20 protein-coding genes, 1 tRNA gene and 3 rRNA genes are annotated in these 26,034 nt (G+C 52.9%); 17 read left to right on the plus strand and 7 right to left on the minus strand.

Going from position 1 to position 26,034, the window contains the following annotated elements; all coding sequences use genetic code 11:
• Positions 1 to 11: 11 nt before the first annotated feature.
• Positions 12 to 1,055: a rod shape-determining protein MreB gene (mreB, locus tag ACQG0S_RS20110; protein ID WP_000913396.1), complete on the minus strand. Its 1,044-nt coding sequence runs from the start codon at positions 1,053 to 1,055 to the stop codon at positions 12 to 14.
• A gap of 282 nt (positions 1,056 to 1,337) precedes the next feature.
• Positions 1,338 to 3,278 carry an RNase E specificity factor CsrD gene (gene csrD, locus ACQG0S_RS20115; RefSeq protein ID WP_022649564.1) on the minus strand — a complete coding sequence of 647 codons (1,941 nt, stop codon included), beginning with the start codon at positions 3,276 to 3,278 and terminating at the stop codon, positions 1,338 to 1,340.
• A gap of 183 nt (positions 3,279 to 3,461) precedes the next feature.
• On the opposite strand from csrD, the gene ACQG0S_RS20120 reads away from it, so the two are divergent.
• The 14 genes from ACQG0S_RS20120 to ACQG0S_RS20185 all read left to right on the plus strand — a co-directional run bounded on the left by ACQG0S_RS20120 (position 3,462) and on the right by ACQG0S_RS20185 (position 16,390).
• On the plus strand, positions 3,462 to 4,436 hold the full coding sequence (locus ACQG0S_RS20120) for an MDR family oxidoreductase (RefSeq protein WP_023298743.1): 975 nt from the start codon (positions 3,462 to 3,464) through the stop codon (positions 4,434 to 4,436).
• A gap of 77 nt (positions 4,437 to 4,513) precedes the next feature.
• Positions 4,514 to 5,515 (plus strand): protein-methionine-sulfoxide reductase catalytic subunit MsrP, encoded by a 1,002-nt coding sequence (msrP, locus tag ACQG0S_RS20125; protein WP_032626457.1) that lies wholly within the window; start codon positions 4,514 to 4,516, stop codon positions 5,513 to 5,515.
• Entirely contained in the window at positions 5,516 to 6,115 is a 600-nt protein-coding gene (msrQ, locus tag ACQG0S_RS20130) for a protein-methionine-sulfoxide reductase heme-binding subunit MsrQ (protein ID WP_022649567.1), read from the plus strand.
• A 234-nt stretch (positions 6,116 to 6,349) separates the two neighbouring features.
• Positions 6,350 to 6,802, plus strand: a complete 453-nt coding sequence (gene aroQ / locus ACQG0S_RS20135; RefSeq protein ID WP_022649568.1) for a type II 3-dehydroquinate dehydratase — start codon at positions 6,350 to 6,352, stop codon at positions 6,800 to 6,802.
• Positions 6,803 to 6,823: 21 nt separating this feature from the next.
• On the plus strand, positions 6,824 to 7,285 hold the full coding sequence (gene accB, locus ACQG0S_RS20140; RefSeq protein WP_010436174.1) for an acetyl-CoA carboxylase biotin carboxyl carrier protein: 462 nt from the start codon (positions 6,824 to 6,826) through the stop codon (positions 7,283 to 7,285).
• Positions 7,286 to 7,295: 10 nt separating this feature from the next.
• On the plus strand, positions 7,296 to 8,645 hold the full coding sequence (gene accC / locus ACQG0S_RS20145; RefSeq protein WP_003860388.1) for an acetyl-CoA carboxylase biotin carboxylase subunit: 1,350 nt from the start codon (positions 7,296 to 7,298) through the stop codon (positions 8,643 to 8,645).
• Positions 8,646 to 8,753: 108 nt separating this feature from the next.
• On the plus strand, positions 8,754 to 8,996 hold the full coding sequence (locus ACQG0S_RS20150) for a YhdT family protein (RefSeq protein WP_022649569.1): 243 nt from the start codon (positions 8,754 to 8,756) through the stop codon (positions 8,994 to 8,996).
• Positions 8,986 to 10,437: a sodium/pantothenate symporter gene (gene panF / locus ACQG0S_RS20155; protein ID WP_022649570.1), complete on the plus strand. Its 1,452-nt coding sequence runs from the start codon at positions 8,986 to 8,988 to the stop codon at positions 10,435 to 10,437. Before ACQG0S_RS20150 ends, panF begins: the two co-directional genes overlap by 11 nt.
• Before the next feature lie 11 nt (positions 10,438 to 10,448).
• A complete protein-coding gene (gene prmA, locus ACQG0S_RS20160) occupies positions 10,449 to 11,330 on the plus strand; it encodes a 50S ribosomal protein L11 methyltransferase (RefSeq protein WP_022649571.1) in 882 nt (293 codons plus the stop codon).
• Positions 11,331 to 11,467: 137 nt separating this feature from the next.
• Positions 11,468 to 12,208: a carbonic anhydrase gene (locus ACQG0S_RS20165; protein WP_048966789.1), complete on the plus strand. Its 741-nt coding sequence runs from the start codon at positions 11,468 to 11,470 to the stop codon at positions 12,206 to 12,208.
• 329 nt (positions 12,209 to 12,537) lie between these two features.
• Positions 12,538 to 13,503, plus strand: a complete 966-nt coding sequence (dusB, locus tag ACQG0S_RS20170; RefSeq protein WP_426750727.1) for a tRNA dihydrouridine synthase DusB — start codon at positions 12,538 to 12,540, stop codon at positions 13,501 to 13,503.
• Between the two features lie 23 nt (positions 13,504 to 13,526).
• Positions 13,527 to 13,823, plus strand: coding sequence for a DNA-binding transcriptional regulator Fis (fis, locus tag ACQG0S_RS20175; protein ID WP_000462905.1), 297 nt, complete (start codon positions 13,527 to 13,529; stop codon positions 13,821 to 13,823).
• A 178-nt stretch (positions 13,824 to 14,001) separates the two neighbouring features.
• Positions 14,002 to 14,166, plus strand: coding sequence for a DUF2556 family protein (locus ACQG0S_RS20180; RefSeq protein ID WP_003860373.1), 165 nt, complete (start codon positions 14,002 to 14,004; stop codon positions 14,164 to 14,166).
• 139 nt (positions 14,167 to 14,305) lie between these two features.
• Positions 14,306 to 16,390, plus strand: coding sequence for a putative bifunctional diguanylate cyclase/phosphodiesterase (locus ACQG0S_RS20185; protein WP_426750729.1), 2,085 nt, complete (start codon positions 14,306 to 14,308; stop codon positions 16,388 to 16,390).
• On the opposite strand, the gene envR is transcribed toward ACQG0S_RS20185, so the two are convergent.
• Positions 16,385 to 17,032, minus strand: a complete 648-nt coding sequence (envR, locus tag ACQG0S_RS20190) for an acrEF/envCD operon transcriptional regulator (RefSeq protein ID WP_048966791.1) — start codon at positions 17,030 to 17,032, stop codon at positions 16,385 to 16,387. The two genes, ACQG0S_RS20185 and envR, sit on opposite strands and share 6 nt — an antisense overlap.
• Before the next feature lie 396 nt (positions 17,033 to 17,428).
• Here envR and ACQG0S_RS20195 point away from each other — a divergent pair, with 396 nt between their 5' ends.
• The 3 genes from ACQG0S_RS20195 to ACQG0S_RS20205 all read left to right on the plus strand — a co-directional run bounded on the left by ACQG0S_RS20195 (position 17,429) and on the right by ACQG0S_RS20205 (position 22,162).
• Positions 17,429 to 18,568, plus strand: a complete 1,140-nt coding sequence (locus ACQG0S_RS20195) for an efflux RND transporter periplasmic adaptor subunit (protein WP_048966792.1) — start codon at positions 17,429 to 17,431, stop codon at positions 18,566 to 18,568.
• A gap of 11 nt (positions 18,569 to 18,579) precedes the next feature.
• Complete coding sequence (locus tag ACQG0S_RS20200; RefSeq protein WP_022649576.1) at positions 18,580 to 21,693, plus strand: efflux RND transporter permease subunit; 3,114 nt, start codon at positions 18,580 to 18,582, stop codon at positions 21,691 to 21,693.
• A 247-nt stretch (positions 21,694 to 21,940) separates the two neighbouring features.
• Positions 21,941 to 22,162: a lipoprotein gene (locus ACQG0S_RS20205; protein WP_003860364.1), complete on the plus strand. Its 222-nt coding sequence runs from the start codon at positions 21,941 to 21,943 to the stop codon at positions 22,160 to 22,162.
• Positions 22,163 to 22,510: 348 nt separating this feature from the next.
• On the opposite strand, the gene rrf (ACQG0S_RS20210) is transcribed toward ACQG0S_RS20205, so the two are convergent.
• The 4 genes from rrf (ACQG0S_RS20210) to ACQG0S_RS20225 all read right to left on the minus strand — a co-directional run bounded on the left by rrf (ACQG0S_RS20210) (position 22,511) and on the right by ACQG0S_RS20225 (position 25,853).
• A 5S ribosomal RNA gene (rrf, locus tag ACQG0S_RS20210) occupies positions 22,511 to 22,626 on the minus strand.
• Positions 22,627 to 22,669: 43 nt separating this feature from the next.
• Positions 22,670 to 22,745 (minus strand) — tRNA-Thr (locus ACQG0S_RS20215).
• 14 nt (positions 22,746 to 22,759) lie between these two features.
• Positions 22,760 to 22,875, minus strand: a 5S ribosomal RNA gene (gene rrf, locus ACQG0S_RS20220).
• A gap of 72 nt (positions 22,876 to 22,947) precedes the next feature.
• Positions 22,948 to 25,853, minus strand: a 23S ribosomal RNA gene (locus ACQG0S_RS20225).
• Between the last annotated feature and the right edge of the window lie 181 nt (positions 25,854 to 26,034).

Below are 26,034 nucleotides of genomic sequence, written 5' to 3' on the forward strand. Positions count from 1 at the left end.
CTCACACCCGACTACTCTTCGCTAAACAAGTCGCCGCCGTGCATGTCGATCATTTCCAGCGCCTTGCCACCACCACGGGCGACGCAAGTCAGTGGATCTTCTGCAACTACGACAGGAATACCTGTCTCTTCCATTAACAGGCGGTCGAGGTTACGCAGCAGCGCACCACCACCGGTCAGAACCATACCGCGCTCGGAGATATCGGAGGCCAGCTCTGGCGGGCACTGTTCCAGCGCAACCATCACCGCGCTCACGATGCCGGTCAGCGGCTCCTGCAACGCTTCCAGGATTTCGTTGGAGTTCAGGGTGAATCCGCGTGGCACGCCTTCTGCCAGGTTACGACCGCGAACTTCGATCTCGCGAACTTCATCACCCGGATAGGCAGAACCAATTTCATGCTTGATGCGCTCTGCGGTCGCTTCACCGATCAGAGAGCCGTAGTTACGGCGAACGTAATTGATGATGGCTTCGTCGAAACGGTCGCCGCCGATACGCACGGAAGAGGAGTACACCACGCCGTTCAGGGAGATAACGGCCACTTCAGTGGTACCGCCACCGATATCCACCACCATAGAACCGGTTGCTTCAGAAACCGGCAGACCCGCACCAATTGCCGCAGCCATCGGTTCTTCAATCAGGAACACTTCACGCGCACCGGCACCCTGAGCGGATTCACGGATTGCACGGCGTTCAACCTGGGTTGCGCCAACCGGCACACACACCAGTACGCGCGGGCTTGGGCGCATAAAGCTGTTGCTATGAACCTGCTTGATGAAGTGCTGAAGCATTTTTTCGGTCACGAAGAAGTCAGCAATAACGCCATCTTTCATTGGGCGGATCGCGGCAATGTTGCCCGGCGTACGGCCCAGCATCTGCTTCGCATCATGGCCTACTGCGGCCACGCTTTTTGGCGAGCCAGCACGATCCTGACGAATGGCCACAACGGAAGGCTCATTCAATACGATGCCTTGTCCTTTTACATAGATAAGGGTATTCGCGGTACCCAGGTCAATGGACAGGTCATTGGAAAACATGCCACGAAATTTTTTCAACATACTAAGGGATAATCCTGAAAGCTGGGGCGGAAAACAAAATCCGCTTACTTTACCAACCACACGCAGCAGCGACAAGGCGCAAAAATCGTCTGCTACGGTGAAAATTAGTGCAGCACGTTTCCTTTGTTACAAATTCATCCCCTGAATCCCTCAGGGCTGAGTAAACAGCAGCGTCCCTCACTTTCACTTGTAACCTATAAAAGGTCGTTCACTGGCTTTTATGCTCGTCTTACTCAAAGCTACAGGCGCGATATTCTACGTGAAAACAAAGTAAACGGCAGGTCAAACAGAGTATCTTTGCAAATATTTTTTCACATTGGTGTCAAGCGGCTGAGAGGCGGCAAAAAAATCCCCCTGACCGCCCGTCACGCCGCGCTCTGTCAACATCTGCCATTCACTGCGTGAACGTACGCCTGCGGCAAATACTTGCGTTTGCGTTCCTTTGCACGCCTCCACCAGGCTTTGTACCAGCAGCTGGTTTTCCGTGCGCTTTTCGATATTCCTTACCAGACCCGGATGCAGCTTCAATAATTCGACATCCAGCTCTTTGATCCAGCTGGTGCTGACCAGGGTAAGACCCGCCTGTGTTACCGCCACGCGAGCCCCAAGCGCATTGATTAAACGCACAACCGAGCGCAACCGGCTGATGTGTTGACCTACATCTGCCTCTGCAAGTTCAAAAATAATGCGTTTGCGTTGCGATTTTTCGCATTGCATTAACGTGTCACGTAACCAACGCTGAAAACGCGGACGGATCAGCGATTCGACGGTCACCTGTAAAGCCAGATTTTCTTCAGGCCAGTACGATAAAAACGGAATGAGGCGGGTGATTTGCTGGCGGTCATACTCTTCGGACAATCCGAATTGCAGCACCATCGGCAAATACTCTGCGGAGATAACCTCCTCGGTCCCATCAAAAATACGGCACATCAGTTCACGATGATGGACATGACCATTTTTTATGACCGCCGGTTTTTGATAGATGCGCGGTCCACCCCGGCTCAGCATCTGTTCAATCAGGGTTCGCCAGCGTACGTTGCCGCGCCCTTTTTCCGGTAGCGTATCATCATAGACCGCCCAGCCGTTCGCCCCCTGCAATACGGCGTTGCGCGTGGCCGCTTCTGCATGTTCCATCACCTGCTCCGTCGACTGACCGCCGCGCCAGGCACAGATGCCCATATGCACCATGTCGTCGCGGTCGAGCATTTTGCTCTGGGGTAGCGCATCGACGGCTTTCAACAGCTGGCTGGCGATACTCTCGGACTCCTTTAAGGTGCGATGCGGCAGCAAGACGGCAAAGTCGCTGCGGTGGTAGCGTGCCAGTAACGCGCCGGGGTAGCGCATAATAAAGGTGGACAGCAGGTTAATCAGCGTGAAGAGGTTCTCTTCCGCCACGCGCTGGCCCCAGGTATCACGGAGCAGATCGAAGTCGGGCAGGCGAATCATCATTACCACGCCATGCGTCCCCACCTTTTCGGGGTCATCAAGAAGCGTAGCCAGCTGATTATCAAAGAAGAGACGGTTGTTAAGGCCCGTTTTGTTATCCTGCGCGGCGTAGGAGCGAATCAACGTGTCCATACGGCTACGCTGATCGCTGGCAAACTGGATTTCGGAGAGCAGCACGTCCAGGGCGCTACTGGTACGTGATGGCCATTCATAAACCGATCCCCGTACCTGCGGACCCCGCTCGCCATTCAGTATTCGCACCGAGCGTGTTTCCAGCAGTTCCTGGCCGGAAAGTTGACGACGCTGCCAGCGAACGGCGAGGAAAATCAGCAGGACGATCAAGGCAACGGCGATGGTTAAGGGCGCGGTGGTCATGAGCGAGCGTAAATAGTTGCTCATCGGATCCTGGTACATCAGATGGATTGTCATACCCGGATGTTTAAGTGAGCGTACCGTTATGTCCCGATACTGATCTACCGTGCCGGCAGGACGGTAGCTGCCCTGACGGGTATGGCTGAAAACGGTCTGCTTCCCCTGTTTAATGTCGATCTGCACGATATCCACAGGCACCATTAACTCATCCAGTTCACGCGAAAGTGCCGGGAAGGAGGTTGTAATCAGGCGAGTGTCGATAACCGATGCAACCGATTCTACCCGGTTAACCAGCTTATCCTGGATGGCATTATAAAAGCTCAGCGAGCAGCCGATTAGCGTGACAAATATGGTCAGTCCCGTCAGCAAGGTGATAAAAGCTGAGAACTTCGTCGTTAATCGCATCCTTGAGATTACTCCGTGGGTTGAAGGGGTCGCAAGTGAGCGCTAACTTGCATTTCAAATGCGGCATACTACCAAACCTGGTGTATCTGGCAATTTATTGCGTTAAATCGGCACTGCGTTTCATTGAGCGAGTATAGTCTTCAGTACATATTTTCCCATCATCAATCCTAGTGAGGACCCTGTATGCAGGCTTTGATCTTAGAACAGCAGGACGGCAAAACTGTTGCCTCGGTGCAAGCCATTGACGAGAGCCGCCTGCCGGAGGGCGACGTGACCGTAGATATCGACTGGTCAAGCCTGAACTATAAAGATGCACTGGCCATTACGGGAAAAGGTAAAATCATCCGAAATTTCCCAATGGTGCCAGGCATCGACTTGGCTGGCCGCGTGCATACCAGTGAAGATCCGCGTTTTCACGCCGGACAGCAGGTGCTGCTCACCGGCTGGGGCGTAGGTGAAAACCACTGGGGAGGACTGGCAGCGCAGGCGCGCGTAAAAGGTGACTGGCTGGTCCCGATGCCGAAAGGCCTGGACGGCCGTAAGGCGATGATCGTCGGCACGGCAGGTTTCACCGCCATGCTCTGCGTGATGGCGCTGGAAGAGGCCGGGATCCGTCCTGACTCTGGCGAAATTGTCGTGACCGGCGCCAGCGGTGGCGTGGGCAGCACGGCCGTCACGCTGCTGCACAAGCTGGGGTACCAGGTCGCCGCCGTCTCTGGCCGCGAAAGTACGCATGATTATCTACGTCAGTTGGGCGCAAGCCGTATTCTGAGCCGCGACGAATTCGCCGAGACCCGTCCGCTGGAAAAACAGGTCTGGGCTGGCGCTGTAGATACCGTCGGCGACAAAGTGCTGGCGAAGGTGCTGGCGCAAATGAATTACGGTGGCTGCGTGGCGGCCTGTGGTCTGGCGGGTGGTTTTGCCCTGCCGACGACGGTGATGCCATTTATTCTGCGTAACGTGCGTCTTCAGGGTGTCGATTCGGTCATGACCCCAGCCGAGCGGCGGGCTGAGGCCTGGGAACGTCTGGCGCGGGATCTGCCAGCCTCATTCTATGAGCAGAGCGCCACTGAGATTACCCTGAGCCAGGCGCCAGAGTACGCCAATAAAATCATGGACAACCAGTTCCACGGTCGTGCGCTGGTTAAAATCGCCTAATCTTCAAATTTTCGTGACATATTCGCGCTAACCCTCCTCCTCCGTCATGCTTAGAAAAACGCCTGACGGAGGATGCCATGAAAACCCGAAAACTGACGGAAGCCGACGTAACGTCCGAGTCTGTCTTTATGCTACAGCGTCGCCAGATCCTGAAAATGCTTGGCATCAGCGCCACTGCCCTGACGCTCACCCCTGCGGCCCACGCCGATCTGCTCGACTGGTTTAAGGGCAACGACCGCCCGAAAGCCCCCTCTGGCGCACCGCTTAACTTCACCAAACCGGCGCAGTGGCAGAATAAACTGACGTTGACGCCGGAAGATAAAGTCACCGGCTATAACAACTTCTATGAGTTTGGGCTCGATAAGGCCGATCCTGCCGCCAACGCCGGGAGCATGAAAACCGATCCCTGGACGCTGAAGATTGATGGCGAAGTGGCAAAGCCGCTGACGCTGGATCATCATGACCTCACCACCCGCTTCCCACTTGAAGAACGCATTTACCGTATGCGCTGTGTGGAAGCCTGGTCGATGGTGGTGCCGTGGGTAGGTTTCCCTTTGCATAAACTGCTGGCGCTGGTTGAGCCCACCAGCAACGCGAAGTATGTTTCTTTCCAGACGCGCTATGCCCCGGACGAGATGCCAGGCCAGAAGGATCGGTTTATCGGCGGCGGGCTGGAGTATCCCTACGTTGAAGGTTTACGTCTCGACGAAGCCATGCATCCGCTTACGCTGCTCACCGTCGGGGTTTACGGCAAAGCGCTGCCGCCGCAAAACGGGGCGCCCATTCGCCTGACCGTACCGTGGAAATACGGTTTCAAGGGCATCAAATCGATCGTCAGCATTAAGCTTACCCGTGAACGCCCACCCACCACCTGGAACCTCGCAGCGCCAGATGAGTATGGTTTTTTTGCCAACGTTAACCCGCACGTTGATCATCCACGCTGGTCGCAAGCGACGGAACGTTTTATCGGTTCCGGCGGCGCGCTGGATGTTAAACGCCAGCCAACGCTGCTGTTTAACGGCTATGCAGATGAGGTGGCATCCCTCTATCGTGGGCTGAATTTACGGGAGAACTTCTAAGTGCGTTTAACGGCAAAGCAGATAACCTGGCTGAAGGTACTCCTGCATTTAGCCGGATTGCTCCCCTTTATCTGGCTCTTTTGGGCAGCCAGCCAGGGACAGTTCAGTGCCGATCCGGCTAAAGATATTCAGCATTTTACGGGTCGGATGGCTCTGAAATTTTTGCTGGCGACCTTGCTCGTCTCACCGCTTGCGCGCTACGCTAAACAGCCATTGCTAATACGTACCCGTCGGCTTTTGGGGCTATGGTGTTTTGCCTGGGCGACGCTGCATCTCACCAGTTACGCCCTGCTGGAACTGGGCATTAACAACCTGGCACTCCTTGGTAGCGAACTGGTTACGCGTCCTTATCTGACGCTGGGTATCGTAAGCTGGCTGGTTTTGCTGGCGCTGACGCTGACATCCACGCAGTACGCGCAGCGAAAAATGGGACGGCGCTGGCAACTGCTGCACAACTTCGTCTATCTTGTCGCGATCCTCGCGCCCATCCATTACCTGTGGTCGGTGAAGATTTTATCTCCTCAGCCGGTCATCTACGCCCTGCTGGCATTGGCCCTTTTAGCATGGCGTTACAAGAAGTTCCGCCAGTGGGTACGATAGTCCACGAAACTGTGCGTTTTCCCGCAGATTATTTATCAGCCGCGAATCTTTTTCGGATAGCGGTTGATAATCTTCCCTGATAAGACCAGTATTTAGCTGCCAAATGCTACGAAATCGTTATAATGTGCGACTTCGGTTTTCCGGACAGGGGTTTTTGGCCTCTGAAAGGGTGACAATTGCGTGTTGAGGGTATATGTTGTTTTTTACCCGAAAATCGCAGGAGATAGCGGCACAATGGCTGACAAATTCCAAATTTTAGTATTGAACGGACCGAACCTGAACATGCTCGGCACCCGTGAGCCAGAGAAGTACGGCACGCTGACATTGAGCGAAATTGTTAACCGTCTGGGTACGGAAGCAGCCTCGCTGAATGTGGATTTGGACCATTTTCAGTCAAACGCGGAGTACGCAATCATCGACCGTATTCATCAGGCTAAAGACACTGTGGACTATATCCTGATCAATCCGGCCGCGTTTACGCACACCAGTGTTGCTATACGCGACGCACTGCTCGCGGTGAGTATCCCGTTTATCGAGATCCATCTGAGTAACGTGCACGCCCGAGAGCCGTTCCGCCACCATTCCTACTTGTCAGATATCGCCGCTGGCGTGATATGTGGGCTGGGTGCAGACGGCTATTCATACGCTTTACAGACAGCGGTAAAACGCTTGTCACAATCACACTAAACAAGAGTACGGAACCCACTCATGGATATTCGTAAGATTAAAAAACTGATCGAGCTGGTTGAAGAATCAGGCATCTCCGAACTGGAAATTTCTGAAGGCGAAGAGTCTGTACGCATCAGCCGTGCAGCCCCAGCCGCTAGCTTCCCGGTAATGCAGCAAGCTTATGCTGCGCCAGTGCAGCAGCCTGCGCTCTCCGCAGCCGTTGCACCAGCAGCAGAAGCCGCACCTGCAGCAGCTGCAGAAATCAGTGGTCACATCGTACGTTCCCCAATGGTTGGTACTTTCTACCGCACCCCGAGCCCGGACGCGAAAGCGTTCATCGAAGTGGGTCAGAAAGTCAACGTAGGCGATACCCTGTGCATCGTTGAAGCCATGAAAATGATGAACCAGATCGAAGCAGACAAATCAGGTACTGTGAAAGCGATTCTGGTCGAAAGTGGTCAGCCGGTAGAATTTGACGAGCCGCTGGTCGTCATCGAGTAACGAGGCGAACATGCTGGATAAAATTGTTATCGCCAACCGTGGCGAGATTGCACTGCGTATTCTTCGTGCCTGTAAAGAACTGGGCATCAAGACCGTGGCCGTGCACTCAAGCGCGGATCGCGATTTAAAACACGTATTGCTGGCGGATGAGACGGTCTGTATCGGTCCGGCTCCGTCCGTAAAAAGCTATCTGAACATCCCGGCGATCATCAGCGCCGCCGAAATCACTGGCGCGGTCGCGATTCACCCGGGTTATGGTTTCCTCTCTGAGAACGCCAACTTTGCTGAGCAGGTTGAACGCTCTGGCTTTATCTTCATTGGCCCGAAAGCCGACACCATTCGCCTGATGGGTGACAAAGTGTCTGCCATCACCGCGATGAAAAAAGCCGGCGTGCCAACCGTACCGGGCTCTGACGGCCCGCTGACCGACGATATGGATGCTAACCGCGCCCATGCTAAACGCATTGGCTACCCGGTTATCATCAAGGCGTCTGGCGGCGGCGGCGGTCGCGGTATGCGCGTTGTACGCAGCGATGCTGAACTGGCGCAGTCCATCTCCATGACCAAAGCGGAAGCGAAAGCGGCTTTCAGCAATGACATGGTGTACATGGAAAAATACCTGGAAAACCCACGCCACATCGAAATTCAGGTGCTGGCTGACGGTCAGGGCAACGCGATCTATCTGGCTGAACGTGACTGCTCCATGCAGCGTCGTCACCAGAAAGTCGTCGAAGAAGCGCCAGCGCCGGGCATTACGCCGGAACTGCGTCGCTACATCGGTGAGCGTTGCGCCAAAGCGTGTGTCGATATCGGCTATCGCGGGGCGGGTACCTTTGAGTTCCTGTTCGAAAACGGCGAGTTCTACTTCATTGAGATGAACACCCGTATTCAGGTTGAACACCCGGTTACCGAAATGATCACCGGCGTTGACCTGATCAAAGAACAGCTGCGTATCGCAGCCGGTCAGCCGCTGTCCATCAAACAGGAAGAAGTTGTGGTTAAAGGCCATGCGGTAGAGTGCCGTATCAACGCCGAAGACCCGAACACCTTCCTGCCAAGCCCGGGTAAAATCACGCGTTTCCACGCGCCGGGTGGCTTTGGTGTGCGCTGGGAGTCCCATATTTACGCCGGTTACACCGTACCGCCGTATTATGACTCAATGATCGGTAAGCTGATCTGCTACGGCGAAAACCGTGACGTGGCCATTGCCCGCATGAAGAACGCCCTTCAGGAGCTGATCATCGACGGGATCAAAACCAACGTAGATCTCCAGATGCGCATCATGAGCGACGAGCACTTCCAGAATGGTGGTACTAACATCCACTACCTGGAGAAAAAACTCGGTCTGAACGAGAAGTAAGAGACCAGTGTTGTTAAAAGGCCGGATTATCCGGCCTTTTTTATTTCTGGGGATCGCAAAGCCCCATCATGTACAATCCCCGCTTTCTTCATCCACAAGGGACAAAAAATGGACAAACGTTTTGTTCAGGCCCATAAAGAAGCGCGCTGGGCGCTGTGGCTGACCCTTCTCTATCTCGCTGCATGGTTAGTAACTGCTTACTTACCTGATTCAGCGATTGGCATTACCGGCCTCCCGCACTGGTTTGAAATGGCCTGCCTGCTGCTGCCGCTGGTGTTTATTGTGCTGTGCTGGGCGATGGTGAAATTCATCTATCGCGATATCTCCCTGGAGGACGATGATGCAGCTTGAAGTCATTCTGCCGCTTGTCGCTTACCTGTTCCTGGTGTTTGGCCTGTCGGTTTATGCGATGCGTAAACGTTCGACCGGCACCTTTCTGAACGAGTATTTCCTCGGGAGCCGCTCAATGGGTGGCGTCGTGCTGGCCATGACGCTGACCGCTACTTACATCAGCGCCAGCTCGTTTATCGGTGGCCCGGGCGCCGCTTATAAGTACGGACTGGGCTGGGTACTGCTGGCCATGATCCAGTTGCCTGCCATCTGGCTCTCTCTGGGCATACTGGGTAAAAAGTTTGCCATTCTGGCCCGTCGCTACAATGCCGTGACGCTGAACGATATGCTGTTTGCCCGCTATCAGAGTCGCTTGCTGGTATGGCTGGCAAGCCTGAGTCTGCTGGTGGCGTTTATTGGTGCGATGACGGTGCAGTTTATCGGCGGCGCACGTCTGCTGGAAACGGCAGCCGGGATCCCCTACGAGACGGGTCTGGTCATTTTCGGTGTGAGTATCGCGCTGTACACCGCGTTTGGCGGGTTCCGTGCCAGCGTTCTGAACGACACGATGCAGGGAATGGTGATGCTTATTGGCACTCTCGTTCTGCTGGTGGGTATCGTGCATGCCGCAGGGGGCCTGAGCCATGCGGTTGAAACCCTGGAAGCGATCGATCCGAAACTGGTCTCGCCGCAGGGGGCGGATGACATCCTCTCTCCAACCTTTATGACCTCGTTCTGGGTGCTGGTGTGCTTTGGCGTGATTGGCCTGCCGCATACCGCCGTGCGCTGCATCTCATATAAAGACAGCAAAGCGGTACACCGCGGGATTATTATCGGGACAATTGTGGTGGCAATCCTGATGTTTGGTATGCACCTGGCGGGCGCGCTGGGACGCGCGGTGATCCCTGACCTTACCGTACCGGATCTGGTCATTCCAACCCTGATGGTGAAAGTACTTCCGCCGTTTGCCGCCGGAATTTTTCTCGCCGCACCCATGGCGGCCATTATGTCGACCATCAACGCTCAGTTGCTGCAAAGTTCCGCTACGATCATTAAAGATCTCTATCTGAATTTGCGCCCTGAACAGGTCGAAAATGAGCGACGCCTCAAGCGCATGTCGGCGGTGATTACCCTGGTGCTGGGGGCGTTGCTGCTGCTGGCCGCGTGGCGTCCACCGGAGATGATCATCTGGTTGAACCTGCTCGCCTTTGGCGGGCTGGAAGCCGTTTTCCTGTGGCCGCTGGTGCTGGGGCTGTACTGGGAACGCGCGAATGCCGCGGGTGCATTAAGCGGCATGATTGTCGGGGGCGTCCTGTATGCCGTTCTCGCCACGTTGAAAATTCAGTATCTTGGCTTTCACCCGATCGTGCCTTCGTTACTGTTAAGTTTACTGGCGTTTGTGGTGGGTAACCGTTTTGGCCGTCCCGTTCCACCCGCCACCCTGATTTCTACTGATAAATAAAGAGTTTTGCCATGCCGTGGATCCAATTGAAACTGAACACAACCGGCGCGAACGCCGAAGAACTGAGTGATGCGCTGATGGAGGCCGGTTCGGTCTCTATCACGTTCCAGGACACGCATGACACGCCGGTCTTTGAGCCGCTACCAGGCGAAACGCGCCTGTGGGGTGATACGGACGTTATCGGCCTGTTCGATGCAGAAACCGACATGAAAGAGGTCGTGGCGATTCTGGAAAACCATCCGCTGCTGGGCGCGGGTTTCGCGCATAAAATCGAACAGCTGGAAGACAAAGACTGGGAACGCGAGTGGATGGACAACTTCCATCCAATGCAGTTTGGTCAGCGTCTGTGGATCTGCCCAAGCTGGCGCGACGTTCCCGATGAAAATGCGGTCAACGTAATGCTGGATCCGGGTCTGGCGTTCGGCACCGGTACCCACCCGACAACCTCTTTGTGCCTGCAATGGCTGGATGGCCTGGATCTGGAAGGCAAAACCGTGATCGACTTCGGTTGCGGATCCGGGATCCTCGCTATCGCGGCGCTGAAACTGGGCGCGGCAAAAGCCATCGGGATCGACATCGATCCGCAGGCGATTCAGGCCAGCCGTGATAACGCCGAGCGTAATGGCGTTTCCGATCGCCTTGAACTGTATCTGCCCGATGCACAGCCAGAGGCCATGAAAGCCGATGTGGTGGTCGCGAATATCCTGGCTGGCCCGTTACGCGAGCTGGCGCCGTTAATCAGCGTGCTGCCGGTTGAAGGCGGTCTGCTGGGCCTGTCCGGTATCCTTGCCAGCCAGGCAGACAGCGTCTGTGAAGCCTACGCCGATCTCTTTGCGCTCGACCCGGTTGTCGAGAAAGAAGAGTGGTGTCGCATCACCGGTCGTAAAAAATAAGCCTTTGGCGTGGTCGTCTGACCACGCCTTTTCCCTTCGGTTTTTTCTCCCCCCTTCATCCTTTCTTCGATAAAATAACCGCACAAATCATAATGTTAATAATTGATTTGGATAATAAAATTCACAGGAAGAATACGATGAAACACATTTCAGGCAAGGCAGCGCTGCTGGCGCTGAGCGTGATTTCGGCTTCAACTTACGCCTCACACTGGAGCTATCAAGGAGAAGGCGCACCGGAACACTGGGGCGAACTGGACGAGGCGTACATGACGTGTAAAAGCGGGGTGTATCAGTCGCCGGTTAACATTGATAATACGGTCAAAGCTCACATCTCTCCGCTGGAAACGCACTATATCGACGGCCCGGTCACCCTGACAAACAACGGCCATACTATCCAGGCGAGTGAAAATGCCGATACACGCGACAGCATCACGCTTGATAAACAGACCTGGACATTACAGCAGTTCCATTTCCATGCGCCATCCGAAAACACGGTGCACGGTAAAAAATACGCAATGGAAATGCATCTGGTCCATAAAAACGCTGACGGCGAACTGACGGTCGTTGCCGTTATGTTCGATCAGGGCGCGGCAAACGCTGCACTGGATAAACTCTGGGGCGTGATGCCAGGGCAGGTTGACCAGAACGTTACAATTAAGCCAACCCTCGATATGAATAAATTACTGCCTGCGGATAAAACCTACTGGCGTTTTAGCGGCTCCCTGACCACACCACCGTGCTCAGAAGGGGTGACATGGTTGGTGCTCAAGCATCCGCTGACCGTCTCTGCTGAACAGCTGCAAAAATTAACTCACACTATGCACCACGAAAACAGCCGCCCGGTTCAGCCGCTTCATGGCCGTCTGGTTGTTGAATAAGCCGATTTTTTGCGCTGATATCCTGTGCTGAAATGCGACGCAGATCGCAAAGAAGCGCCATAATCTGCTGCATATCGCAGCAGATTATCCCGGCCAATTGATTCATTTATTCAGAAATGATGAGAAGTTACGGGAAATTGTAAGCGCCCACAAAATGTTCATTTCTTCATAACACAATGATTTAAATAGCGAATAATCTTATCCGAAAAGAATGACTGGCGATTCCTTGATCTACAACAGAGGATTGTTCAAAGTTTGGCCTTTCATCTCGTGCAAAAAATGCGTAATATACGCCGCCTTGCAGTCACAGTATGGTCATTTCTTAACTCATGCGCATCGGACACCACCAGCTTAGAAATCGCCTGATCGCAGCCCCAATGGCAGGTATTACCGACCGGCCGTTCAGGACGCTGTGCTACGAGATGGGAGCAGGATTAACCGTTTCCGAGATGATGTCGTCTAACCCGCAGGTTTGGGAAAGCGACAAGTCCCGCCTTCGGATGGTGCACGTGGATGAGCCAGGTATCCGCACCGTGCAAATTGCCGGAAGCGTGCCTGAAGAGATGGCAGATGCCGCGCGTATTAACGTGGAAAGTGGCCCCCAGATTATTGATATCAATATGGGTTGCCCGGCCAAAAAGGTGAATCGCAAGCTTGCAGGTTCAGCCCTTCTGCAATACCCCGACCAGGTGAAGTCAATCCTGACGGCGGTTGTCAGCGCAGTGGACGTTCCTGTTACGTTGAAGATTCGCACGGGTTGGTCGCCGGAACACCGTAACTGTGTAGAGATTGCCCAACTGGCCGAAGACTGTGGCATTCAGGCCCTGACCATTCATGGACGCACTCGCGCCTGTTTGTTCAACGGTGAAGCTGAATACGACAGCATTCGGGCAGTTAAGCAGAAAGTTTCCATTCCGATTATCGCGAATGGCGACATAACTGACCCGCTTAAAGCCAGAGCTGTGCTCGACTATACGGGAGCTGATGCTCTGATGATAGGACGTGCCGCTCAGGGAAGACCCTGGATCTTTCGGGAAATCCAGCATTATCTGGACACTGGGGAGCTGCTTGCCCCGCTGCCTCTGGCAGAGGTTAAGCGCTTGCTTTGTTCGCATGTTCGGGAACTGCATGACCACTACGGCCAGGCAAAAGGGTACCGAATTGCGCGTAAACACGTATCCTGGTATCTCCAGGAGCACGCTCCAAATGACCAGTTTCGGCGCACATTCAACGCCATTGAGGATGCCAGCGAACAGCTGGAGGCGTTGGAGGCATACTTCGAAAATCTTGCGTAATGAAATAAAGAGCTGACAGAACTATGTTCGAACAACGCGTAAATTCTGACGTACTGACCGTTTCTACCGTTAACTCTCAGGATCAGGTGACTCAAAAGCCCCTGCGTGACTCGGTTAAACAGGCACTGAAGAACTATTTTGCTCAACTGAACGGTCAGGATGTTAATGACCTGTATGAGCTGGTACTGGCTGAAGTTGAACAGCCACTGTTGGACATGGTGATGCAATACACCCGTGGTAATCAAACCCGCGCTGCCCTGATGATGGGCATCAACCGTGGTACCCTGCGTAAGAAATTGAAAAAATACGGCATGAACTAATTTCGATTAGCTAACTGCTTGTTTAAAAAGGCGCTCTTCGGCATGGGGAAGCGCCTTTTTTATTGCCCGGATGAGCGACCGTCAACGCTTTGTAAACCTTCTCCTTCCCCACTTTTCAACGCCCGCTTTTCGTGTATATTTCCACCACCTTACAGGCTCTCTTTTCGCGGAATGACACATGATTCGTAAATACTGGTGGCTGGTCGTTTTTGCTGTCTCTGTTTTCATTTTCGATGCGCTGCTGATGCAGTGGATTGAACTGATGAGCACCGAAACCGATAAATGTCGCAATATGAATTCCGTGAACCCGCTAAAACTGGTCAACTGCTCAGAGCTGGACTAGCCTCTTCCATCCTGTGCCCCTCTGTTATCACCCAATAAAAACAGGGGCTTAAATCACTTTTCGTCATTTCCTGACGATGATAATGTCTGTGCCCTTTCCAACCGCTCTTGCTTAACGTCTCACAACGAGTGAACAGACCATGCTGGTTAGCCAATACAACCAAATCCTCGTCGTCATCTCCTTTATTGTCGCCATTCTTGCCGCCTATACCGCGCTGAATATGGCTGCGCGCGTTGCCGGAAGCCAGGGCGTCGCTGCACGCGTCTGGCTGGCAGGTGGCGGTGTTTCGATGGGGATTGGCGTGTGGGCGATGCATTTCATCGGTATGCTGGCGATGGATCTTTCCATGAGCATGAGTTACAACGCGACCCTGACCGTGCTTTCGATGATTATCGCCATCAGCTCGTCAATGTTCGCCCTGTGGCTCGTTAGCGGCGAGCAGCTACATTTGCGCCGACTGCTGCCTGGCGCCGTCGTGATGGGTACAGGCATAGTTGCCATGCACTACACCGGTATGGCTGCCCTGGAGGTCACACCGGGTATTGTCTGGGATAAAACGTGGATGGCTATCTCTGTGGGCATAGCCCTTGCCGCTTCACTGGCCGCTCTTTGGCTGACGTTCCGTTTACGTCAGGAAGCTGCACGAATGGCGTTGATGCGTCTGGGGGCGGCGATCACCATGGGCATCGCTATCGCTGGCATGCATTACGCCGGCATGGAAGCAGCACAATTTCCGATGTCGACGATGGTCCATCATCATGGTATTAACGGGAGCTGGCTGGCGATACTGGTTAGCGTGGTCGCGCTCGCTATTCTGGGGATTACGCTGCTGGTATCGATGTTCGATGCCCGCCTTCAGGCTCGTACCTCGCTGCTGGCCTCATCACTGGCAGAAGCTAACCGTGAACTCGCTCAGCTGGCGTTGCATGATACGCTGACGCGCTTACCCAATCGTATTCTGCTTGAGGATCGCCTCGATCAGGCCATCAGCAAGGCCGATCGCGAAGGAAGCCCTTTCGCGCTGATGTTTATGGATCTTGATGGCTTTAAAACCGTCAACGATGCCTATGGTCATGATGTCGGTGACAATCTTCTGGTTGCGGTGACTCAGCGTTTGCTGTTGCAGTTGAAAGGTCAGTACACGCTGGCGCGTATCGGTGGGGATGAATTCGTCCTGCTGGCCGAAACCACTACCCCGGATGATGCTGCCTCACTGGCAAATTCACTGGTACGCGTCATTGATAGCCCGTTCCATCTCGATCCTTACGAACTGATGGTCACCCTGAGCATTGGCATTGCGCTCTATCCACACGATGGCAAAACCGATCGTGAACTGATGTTTAACGCTGATGCTGCGATATACCACACGAAACATATGGGTCGCAACGGTTATCACTTCTTTCAGCCGTCAATGAATACGCTGGCGCAGACGCATCTACAGCTGATGAATGATCTGTGGCAGGCCATCGACCGTGATGAGTTACGTCTGCTTTATCAACCTAAATTCCACGCCCCTGCCGGGCCCGTTCTCGGGTTTGAAGCGCTGTTACGCTGGCAGCATCCCAAACAGGGATTACTGCCCCCCGACCTGTTTCTACCGCTTGCAGAGAAAACCGGGCTGATTATTCCAATTGGAAACTGGGTAATCGACGAGGCCTGCCACCAGCTGCGAGAATGGCACCTTCAGGGCCACACGGACTGGTCAATGGCGGTGAATCTTTCTACGTTGCAGTTCGAACAGCCGTCGCTGGTTAAAACGGTTCTCGATTGTCTGACGCGCCATAGCGTACCGCCCGGCATGTTGATCCTGGAGGTGACCGAAACCACGGCGATGAGCAATCCGGACGAAAGCGTTCGTGTCCTGACAGCGCTGACGGATGCGGGCGTAAAAGCCTCGATAGACGATTTTGGTACAGGTTATTCAAGCCTTCTTTATCTTAAGCGACTCCCTGCCTGCGAGTTGAAAATCGATCGTGCTTTTGTAAAAGAGTTAAGTGGAGAGAGTGAAGATGCGACGATCGTCTCGGCGATTATTGCCCTGGCAAAAACGCTGAATCTGAAGGTCGTGGCAGAAGGGGTCGAAACCGCAGCGCAGCAGACCTTTCTGACAGAACTGGGATGCAATACGCTACAGGGTTATCTGCTGGGCAAACCGATTACCGCGCAGGCTATTATGGAACAGTGCCAGCACGGGGAGATGTCACCATCCCGTATGCAATCATGAGGCTGTATCGTAGAACACTGGCGCCACTCGAGTGATATTTAGTGTCGCAAGAATATTATCCACCAGCGCCGGCGCCTGTTTGTACAGATTAAAACTGTTGCTATCCATTAACCAGTTTTTAATGACTCCGCTAAAAAATGCGTGGAAAACAATCAGCGCCAGTTCAATATTAGTTTGGGAAGAAATAATGCTACGCGCAACGCATTGTCTCAACGTCCTGCGAAGATAAGTATCGTTTAAACCGATCCGCTTGCGTATTTCACATTCTGAAATCACATCGTCATGAAATTCACACTTATGATACAGAATTTGTAAAAGAGCATACTGACGTGGCTCGCTCGCAATATATTGCAGCGCGACAATAAACTGTTCACGAAGCATTAACAAAGGGTCATCTTTTTCAGAAAGTATTAACCAGTCACGAATCATTTCACGCAGCGGCAATTGCTGTTCCCAGATGGCGTTAAATATTTCCGCTTTACTCGAAAAATGCCAGTAAACCGCCCCGCGAGTAAGTTGAGCAGCATCGGCGATGTCGGTAAGCGTGGTATTAGCCACGCCACGTGTCGCGAATAGCCCGATAGCGGCTTCAATCAGCTGCTGCCGGGTCTTTTGAGCCTCTTCTTTCTTTTTACGCGCCATAGCCTGCTACTCATTACTTATACGGTTGATACGACATCAAACGTTATTAAAGGGTCGTGTAAGTCAAAGTATTCACCATAACCCGTTTTAGTTTTGCACAAAAAAAGTCAATTCATTTAATTTATAATTCATACGAATAAATTGAGCGAATCAAATTCATTAAATAAATAGTTTGTATTTACTCATAAGTATTCCGTTGATTATCCTGACAGAAGCCGGATTTCGAATACACTGGTTCAGAATCTGATTTTGCTTTTTATTGCCTCCATCAGCACTTATAAATTAAAAAACCTTGAATACCCTCATTATTATACGCAGCTACATTTCTTTTTTTGCCTCACACCCTTTCACCGACTTATGGCATATATCGGTTCAAGGGTAGTTTAAGGAACAGTAATGACGAATCACTTCAGACGCTTACCCTTATCCGGTTTCATTGTCTGTGCTGCACTGCTCGCCGGGTGCGATGGACAAAAAAACCCACAGCAGCATGGGCAAGCTCCTCAGGTCAGTGTTCATATAGTCAAAAGCGCGCCACTGGCCGTAACGACGGAATTGCCAGGCAGAACTGACGCTTATCGTGTAGCGGAGGTTCGTCCCCAGGTAAGTGGTATCATTCTGCACCGTAATTTTACCGAAGGCAGCGACGTCAAAGCGGGTGAATCACTTTATCAGATCGATCCGGCCACCTATCAGGCAGCCTACGACAATGCGAAAGGTGAACTGGTAAAAGCGCAGGCGGCGGCAAACATAGCCCATCTGACGGTAAAACGTTACCTTCCGCTGGTCGGTACGCAATATGTGAGCAAGCAGGAGTATGATCAGGCGGTGGCAACCGCCCAGCAGGCGGATGCAAGCGTCGTTGCCGCGAAAGCTGGCGTTGAGAGCGCGCGGATCAATCTTGCTTATACGAAAGTCACATCGCCAATCAACGGGCGCATTGGCAAATCCAGCGTCACTGAAGGGGCGTTAGTCACTAATGGTCAGTCAACCGCACTGGCGACAGTTCAGCAGCTCGATCCCATTTATGTCGATGTAACGCAATCCAGCAGCGATTTTATGCGTCTGAAGCAGCAGACGAGCCTGCAAAAGGGAGACACCAGCAGCGTTGAGTTGCTGATGGAAAATGGCCAGCCTTATCCGCTGAAAGGAACGCTCCAGTTCTCTGATGTCACGGTAGATGAAAGTACCGGCTCAATCACCCTTCGCGCTCTCTTCCCTAACCCTCAGCATATGCTGTTACCGGGTATGTTTGTCCGTGCACGCATTGACGAAGGCACACAGCCTGATGCCATCCTTGTTCCCCAGCAGGGGGTAACCCGTACACCTCGCGGTGATGCAACCGTGCTTGTGGTAAACGATAAAAACCAGGTGGAATCTCGCACTGTCGTTGCACCGCAGGCGATTGGCGATCGGTGGTTGATCACGGAAGGTCTGAAAAATGGCGACCGCGTCATTATCAGCGGCCTGCAAAAAGTTCGCCCTGGCGTCACCGTCGTGGCTATTCCTGATACCGCCGCGACTCCAGCCAGTTAAGGGATAACGAGATGGCTAATTTCTTTATTCAACGGCCTGTTTTCGCCTGGGTGCTCTCCATCATTCTGATGATTGCGGGCGGGCTGGCCATTTTAAAACTGCCGGTGGCGCAATATCCAACCATTGCGCCGCCAGCAGTTGCGGTGACAGCGACCTACCCTGGCGCTGATGCCCAGACGGTCCAGGATACCGTGACGCAGGTTATCGAACAGAACATGAACGGAATCGACAATCTGATGTACATGTCGTCCACCAGTGATTCTGCCGGTAACGTCACCATCACCCTGACGTTCGAGTCGGGTACGGATCCTGATATCGCGCAGGTGCAGGTTCAGAACAAACTCCAGCTCGCTATGCCGCTGCTACCGCAAGAAGTACAGCAACAGGGGATCGGCGTGGAAAAATCCAGCAGCAGCTTCCTGCTGGTCGCGGGATTTGTGTCGGATAATAAAAACCTCACTCAGGATGATATCTCCGACTATGTCGCTTCTAACGTAAAAGATGCGATCAGCCGTACTTCCGGCGTCGGTGATGTGCAGCTGTTCGGTGCGCAGTATGCAATGCGCATCTGGCTGGACAGCAACGCGATGAATAAATATCAGCTCACGCCGTTGGATGTCATTAACCAACTGAAAACGCAGAACGACCAGATTGCTGCGGGCCAGTTGGGAGGTACGCCGTCCGTACCAGGGCAGCAACTGAACGCCTCAATTATTGCTCAAACGCGCCTGAAATCGCCGGAGGAGTTTGGCCGTGTGACGCTGAAGGTGAACCAGGACGGTTCAATGGTCCACCTGAAAGATGTGGCCCGCATTGAGCTGGGTGGCGAAAACTACAACATGGTCACCAAAATCAATGGCCAGGCAGCAACGGGGCTCGGGATCAAGCTGGCGACTGGCGCAAACGCGCTGGATACCGCTGCCGCCATTAAGAGTAAACTGGCGCAGTTGCAGCCCTTCTTCCCTCAGGGCCTGAAAGTCGTTTATCCGTACGACACCACACCTTTCGTGAAGATCTCAATCCATGAAGTGGTGAAGACGCTGTTTGAAGCGATCGTTCTCGTGTTCCTGGTGATGTACTTGTTCCTGCAAAACCTGCGGGCAACCCTTATTCCGACTATTGCCGTGCCCGTGGTGCTACTGGGTACCTTCGCGGTACTGGCTGCGTTTGGTTTCTCCATTAACACCCTGACGATGTTCGGGATGGTATTGGCGATAGGTTTGCTCGTCGATGATGCCATCGTGGTGGTTGAGAACGTAGAACGCGTCATGGTTGAGGACAAGCTGCCGCCAAAAGAGGCGACCCAGAAGTCGATGGAGCAAATCCAGGGCGCTCTGGTGGGCATTGCCATGGTGCTTTCAGCGGTGTTTATTCCGATGGCATTTTTTGGAGGTTCAACCGGGGCTATCTATCGCCAGTTCTCGCTGACCATTGTCTCCGCGATGGCCTTATCGGTGCTGGTGGCGTTGATATTAACGCCTGCTTTATGTGCAACGCTGCTCAAACCGGTTTCCAGCGACCATCATGAAAAGAAAGGTGGATTCTTCGGCTGGTTTAACGCGCTTTTTGATAAGAGCGTGGAGCACTACAGCAACAGCGTGAGCGGCATTTTACGTAAGACCGGACGCTATCTGCTGGTTTACGTCATCATCGTCGGCGGCATGGCAGTACTGTTCCTGCGCCTGCCTTCCTCCTTCCTGCCGGAAGAGGATCAGGGGGTGTTTATGACGATGGTTCAGCTGCCGGCAGGGGCGACGCAGATGCGTACCCAGCAGGTACTCGATCAGGTTCAGGACTATTATCTGACGAAAGAGAAAGCGAACGTTGAATCGGTCTTTACCGTAAACGGATTTAGCTTTAGCGGGCAGGGGCAGAACTCCGGTATCGCTTTCGTCAGCCTGAAGCCATGGGAAGAACGCCCGGGCAAGGAAAACGGCGTTGAGGCGATTGTCAGCCGCGCAACGAAAGCGTTTAGCCAGATCAAAGATGGTCTTGTATTTCCGTTTAACCTCCCTGCCATTATTGAACTGGGTACCGCAACAGGCTTTGACTTTGAACTGATTGACCAGGCAAACCTGGGACATACGCAGCTCACGCAGGCACGTAACCAACTGCTTGGCATGGTAAGGGAACATCCTGACTTACTGGTCCGCGTGCGTCCTAACGGACTGGAAGATACGCCACAGTACAAACTGGATGTCGACCAGGAGAAGGCCCAGGCGCTGGGTGTGAGCATATCTGATGTCAATCAGACCATCTCAACAGCATTGGGTGGCACTTATGTGAACGACTTTATCGATCATGGACGCGTGAAAAAAGTTTATGTCCAGGCTGATGCTCGCTTCCGTATGTTACCAGGAGATATTAACGACCTGTATGTGCGTAGTGCTAACGGCGAAATGGTGCCTTTCTCTGCCTTTAGCAGCTCTCACTGGGTGTACGGCTCACCTCGTCTGGAACGTTACAATGGGATGCCATCAATGGAGATCCTCGGTGAGTCTGCGCCAGGCAAAAGTACCGGTGAGGCAATGGAGATGATGGAAAGCCTTGCGTCGAAACTGCCTTCCGGAATTGGCTACGACTGGACGGGGATGTCTTATCAGGAACGTCTTTCCGGAAATCAGGCTCCAGCACTGTATGCCATTTCACTGATTGTGGTGTTCCTGTGTCTGGCGGCTCTCTATGAAAGCTGGTCAATTCCATTCTCGGTCATGCTGGTTGTCCCCCTGGGGGTGATCGGCGCGCTTCTGGCTGCATCAATACGTGGGCTGAACAATGACGTTTACTTCCAGGTTGGTCTGCTTACGACAATTGGTTTATCAGCCAAAAACGCCATACTGATCGTTGAGTTCGCCAAGGATCTTATGGATAAAGAAGGCAAAGGGATTATTGAAGCCACGCTGGAAGCCTCACGTATGCGTCTGCGCCCTATCCTGATGACCTCCCTGGCATTTATTCTTGGTGTTATGCCTCTGGTCATCAGTAGTGGCGCAGGTAGTGGGGCACAAAACGCTGTCGGGACGGGCGTGATGGGCGGGATGCTGTCAGCCACTCTGCTGGCTATTTTCTTTGTTCCTGTTTTCTTCGTTGTTGTCCGGAGACGGTTTACAAAGCATAAGGATTAATGAAAATCATAAAGGCACCTCTGGTGCCTTTTTTATTTCCTGTCAGCATTCTAATAAAAAGACATCTCTTCACATTTCCTCCATAAATAATCAACGCCCCTCTTTTTTATCCATGATTTTTACAATTCACACAATTTGAGATTATTCCCCGTGCTGTATGGTATTAGTGCGGTGGTAAAATAATCATCAATTCGTAAATTGCCGCATCGGCTCTTTAGCGAATAAGCGATCATATTGAGGTAACATCATGAAAAGATTCCTTTCCGTTGCACTTCTCGCTGCGCTGCTTGCTGGTTGCGCGCACGACTCTCCCTGTGTACCGGTATACGACGATCAGGGGCGACTGGTTCACACCAATACCTGTATGAAGGGGACTACCCAGGATAACTGGGAAACAGCAGGTGCGATTGCCGGTGGCGCCGCAGCAATAGCTGGCCTGACTCTCGGTATTGTCGCCCTGACTAAATAATACTTTTAAAAGCGCGGCCATCGCCGCGCTTTTATTTTATCTAATCAAAGGGATGTATATTTCCCCTCTCAGATATCATCAGATAATTTTTAGATTCAGTATCCTGTTTTTTTTATAGCCCTATTTCCTTACCTATACAACCTCAGTCTGAATCACTGAATTGATTTAACGCTGCTGCGAGTAAGCATTATGCATTCCGTGAATTCATTTATAGCTGGGTTAAGACGCTTTAATACGTCAAGTAAGGTATTAACGGCACTCGTTGGAATATCTGATAAGGAAATTGGTTTAGCTGAGGGCATAACGCAAAAAGGCCATCCTTTCGGATGGCCTTTCTACTTGTTTGATGTCTGGCAGTTCCCTACTCTCACATGGGGAGACCCCACACTACCATCGGCGCTACGGCGTTTCACTTCTGAGTTCGGCATGGGGTCAGGTGGGACCACCGCGCTAAAGCCGCCAGACAAATTCTTTTACTTCTTGCCGAACTTTAACCTAAGTATAAAGTGGTGCTGATACCCAGAGTCGAACTGGGGACCTCACCCTTACCAAGGGTGCGCTCTACCAACTGAGCCATATCAGCACGCTAAATTTGATGCCTGGCAGTTCCCTACTCTCACATGGGGAGACCCCACACTACCATCGGCGCTACGGCGTTTCACTTCTGAGTTCGGCATGGGGTCAGGTGGGACCACCGCGCTAAAGCCGCCAGGCAAATTCTGTTAATCTGTATCAGGCTGAAAATCGTGTCTGTCTCTCGTTCGCCAAAACAGCTTCGGCGTTGTAAGGTTAAGCCTCACGGTTCATTAGTATCGGTTAGCTCAACGCATCGCTGCGCTTACACACCCGACCTATCAACGTCGTAGTCTTCAACGTTCCTTCAGGAGACTCAAGGTCTCAGGGAGAACTCATCTCGGGGCAAGTTTCGTGCTTAGATGCTTTCAGCACTTATCTTTTCCGCATTTAGCTACCGGGCAGTGCCATTGGCATGACAACCCGAACACCAGTGATGCGTCCACTCCGGTCCTCTCGTACTAGGAGCAGCCCCCCTCAATTCTCCAGCGCCCACGGCAGATAGGGACCGAACTGTCTCACGACGTTCTAAACCCAGCTCGCGTACCACTTTAAATGGCGAACAGCCATACCCTTGGGACCTACTTCAGCCCCAGGATGTGATGAGCCGACATCGAGGTGCCAAACACCGCCGTCGATATGAACTCTTGGGCGGTATCAGCCTGTTATCCCCGGAGTACCTTTTATCCGTTGAGCGATGGCCCTTCCATTCAGAACCACCGGATCACTATGACCTGCTTTCGCACCTGCTCGCGCCGTCACGCTCGCAGTCAAGCTGGCTTATGCCATTGCACTAACCTCCTGATGTCCGACCAGGATTAGCCAACCTTCGTGCTCCTCCGTTACTCTTTGGGAGGAGACCGCCCCAGTCAAACTACCCACCAGACACTGTCCGCAACCCGGATTACGGGTCTACGTTAGAACACCAGCCATTAAAGGGTGGTATTTCAAGGTTGGCTCCACGCAGACTGGCGTCCACGCTTCTAAGCCTCCCACCTATCCTACACATCAAGGACCAGTGTTCAGTGTCAAGCTATAGTAAAGGTTCACGGGGTCTTTCCGTCTTGCCGCGGGTACACTGCATCTTCACAGCGAGTTCAATTTCACTGAGTCTCGGGTGGAGACAGCCTGGCCATCATTACGCCATTCGTGCAGGTCGGAACTTACCCGACAAGGAATTTCGCTACCTTAGGACCGTTATAGTTACGGCCGCCGTTTACCGGGGCTTCGATCAAGAGCTTCGCGTTGCCGCTAACCCCATCAATTAACCTTCCGGCACCGGGCAGGCGTCACACCGTATACGTCCACTTTCGTGTTTGCACAGTGCTGTGTTTTTAATAAACAGTTGCAGCCAGCTGGTATCTTCGACTGATTTCAGCTCCGTCCGCAGGGACTTCACCTACACATCAGCGTGCCTTCTCCCGAAGTTACGGCACCATTTTGCCTAGTTCCTTCACCCGAGTTCTCTCAAGCGCCTTGGTATTCTCTACCTGACCACCTGTGTCGGTTTGGGGTACGATTTCGTGTTACCTGATGCTTAGAGGCTTTTCCTGGAAGCAGGGCATTTATCACTTCAGCACCGTAGTGCCTCGTCATCACACCTCAGCGTTAACAAGGTACCGGATTTACCTGGAACCTCCGCCTACATGCTTAAACCGGGACAACCGTCGCCCGGCTGACATAGCCTTCTCCGTCCCCCCTTCGCAGTAACACCAAGTACAGGAATATTAACCTGTTTCCCATCGACTACGCCTTTCGGCCTCGCCTTAGGGGTCGACTCACCCTGCCCCGATTAACGTTGGACAGGAACCCTTGGTCTTCCGGCGAGCGGGCTTTTCACCCGCTTTATCGTTACTTATGTCAGCATTCGCACTTCTGATACCTCCAGCATGCCTCACAGCACACCTTCAACGGCTTACAGAACGCTCCCCTACCCAACAACGCCTAAGCGTCGCTGCCGCAGCTTCGGTGCATGGTTTAGCCCCGTTACATCTTCCGCGCAGGCCGACTCGACCAGTGAGCTATTACGCTTTCTTTAAATGATGGCTGCTTCTAAGCCAACATCCTGGCTGTCTGTGCCTTCCCACATCGTTTCCCACTTAACCATGACTTTGGGACCTTAGCTGGCGGTCTGGGTTGTTTCCCTCTTCACGACGGACGTTAGCACCCGCCGTGTGTCTCCCGTGATAACATTCTTCGGTATTCGTAGTTTGCATCGGGTTGGTAAGCCGGGATGGCCCCCTAGCCGAAACAGTGCTCTACCCCCGAAGATGAGTTCACGAGGCGCTACCTAAATAGCTTTCGGGGAGAACCAGCTATCTCCCGGTTTGATTGGCCTTTCACCCCCAGCCACAGGTCATCCGCTAATTTTTCAACATTAGTCGGTTCGGTCCTCCAGTTAGTGTTACCCAACCTTCAACCTGCCCATGGCTAGATCACCGGGTTTCGGGTCTATACCCTGCAACTTAACGCCCAGTTAAGACTCGGTTTCCCTTCGGCTCCCCTATACGGTTAACCTTGCTACAGAATATAAGTCGCTGACCCATTATACAAAAGGTACGCAGTCACCCCATAAAGAGGCTCCCACTGCTTGTACGTACACGGTTTCAGGTTCTTTTTCACTCCCCTCGCCGGGGTTCTTTTCGCCTTTCCCTCACGGTACTGGTTCACTATCGGTCAGTCAGGAGTATTTAGCCTTGGAGGATGGTCCCCCCATATTCAGACAGGATACCACGTGTCCCGCCCTACTCTTCGAGTTCACAACCTGTGCATTTTCGTGTACGGGACTATCACCCTGTACCGTCGGACTTTCCAGACCGTTCCACTAACACACAAGCTGATTCAGACTCCGGGCTGCTCCCCGTTCGCTCGCCGCTACTGGGGGAATCTCGGTTGATTTCTTTTCCTCGGGGTACTTAGATGTTTCAGTTCCCCCGGTTCGCCTCGTTAACCTATGTATTCAGTTAACGATAGTGCAACGGATTGCACTGGGTTTCCCCATTCGGACATCGCCGGGTCAAAGGTTCATATCACCTCGCCGGCGCTTTTCGCAGATTAGCACGTCCTTCATCGCCTCTGACTGCCAGGGCATCCACCGTGTACGCTTAGTCGCTTAACCTCACAACCCGAAGATGTTTCACTTCATGATTGCGAAAATTTGAGAGACTCGAACACACCATTAAAGATGTGTCGTTTCAATTTTCAGCTTGATCCAGATTTTTAAAGAGCAAATATCTCAAACATGACTCGCAAGTCAGTTTTGAGATATGACGGCAGGTGACTTTCACTCACGAACCAGC

This window comes from Enterobacter cloacae complex sp. 418I7, from assembly GCF_050030705.1.
Taxonomy (GTDB): domain Bacteria; phylum Pseudomonadota; class Gammaproteobacteria; order Enterobacterales; family Enterobacteriaceae; genus Enterobacter; species Enterobacter intestinihominis.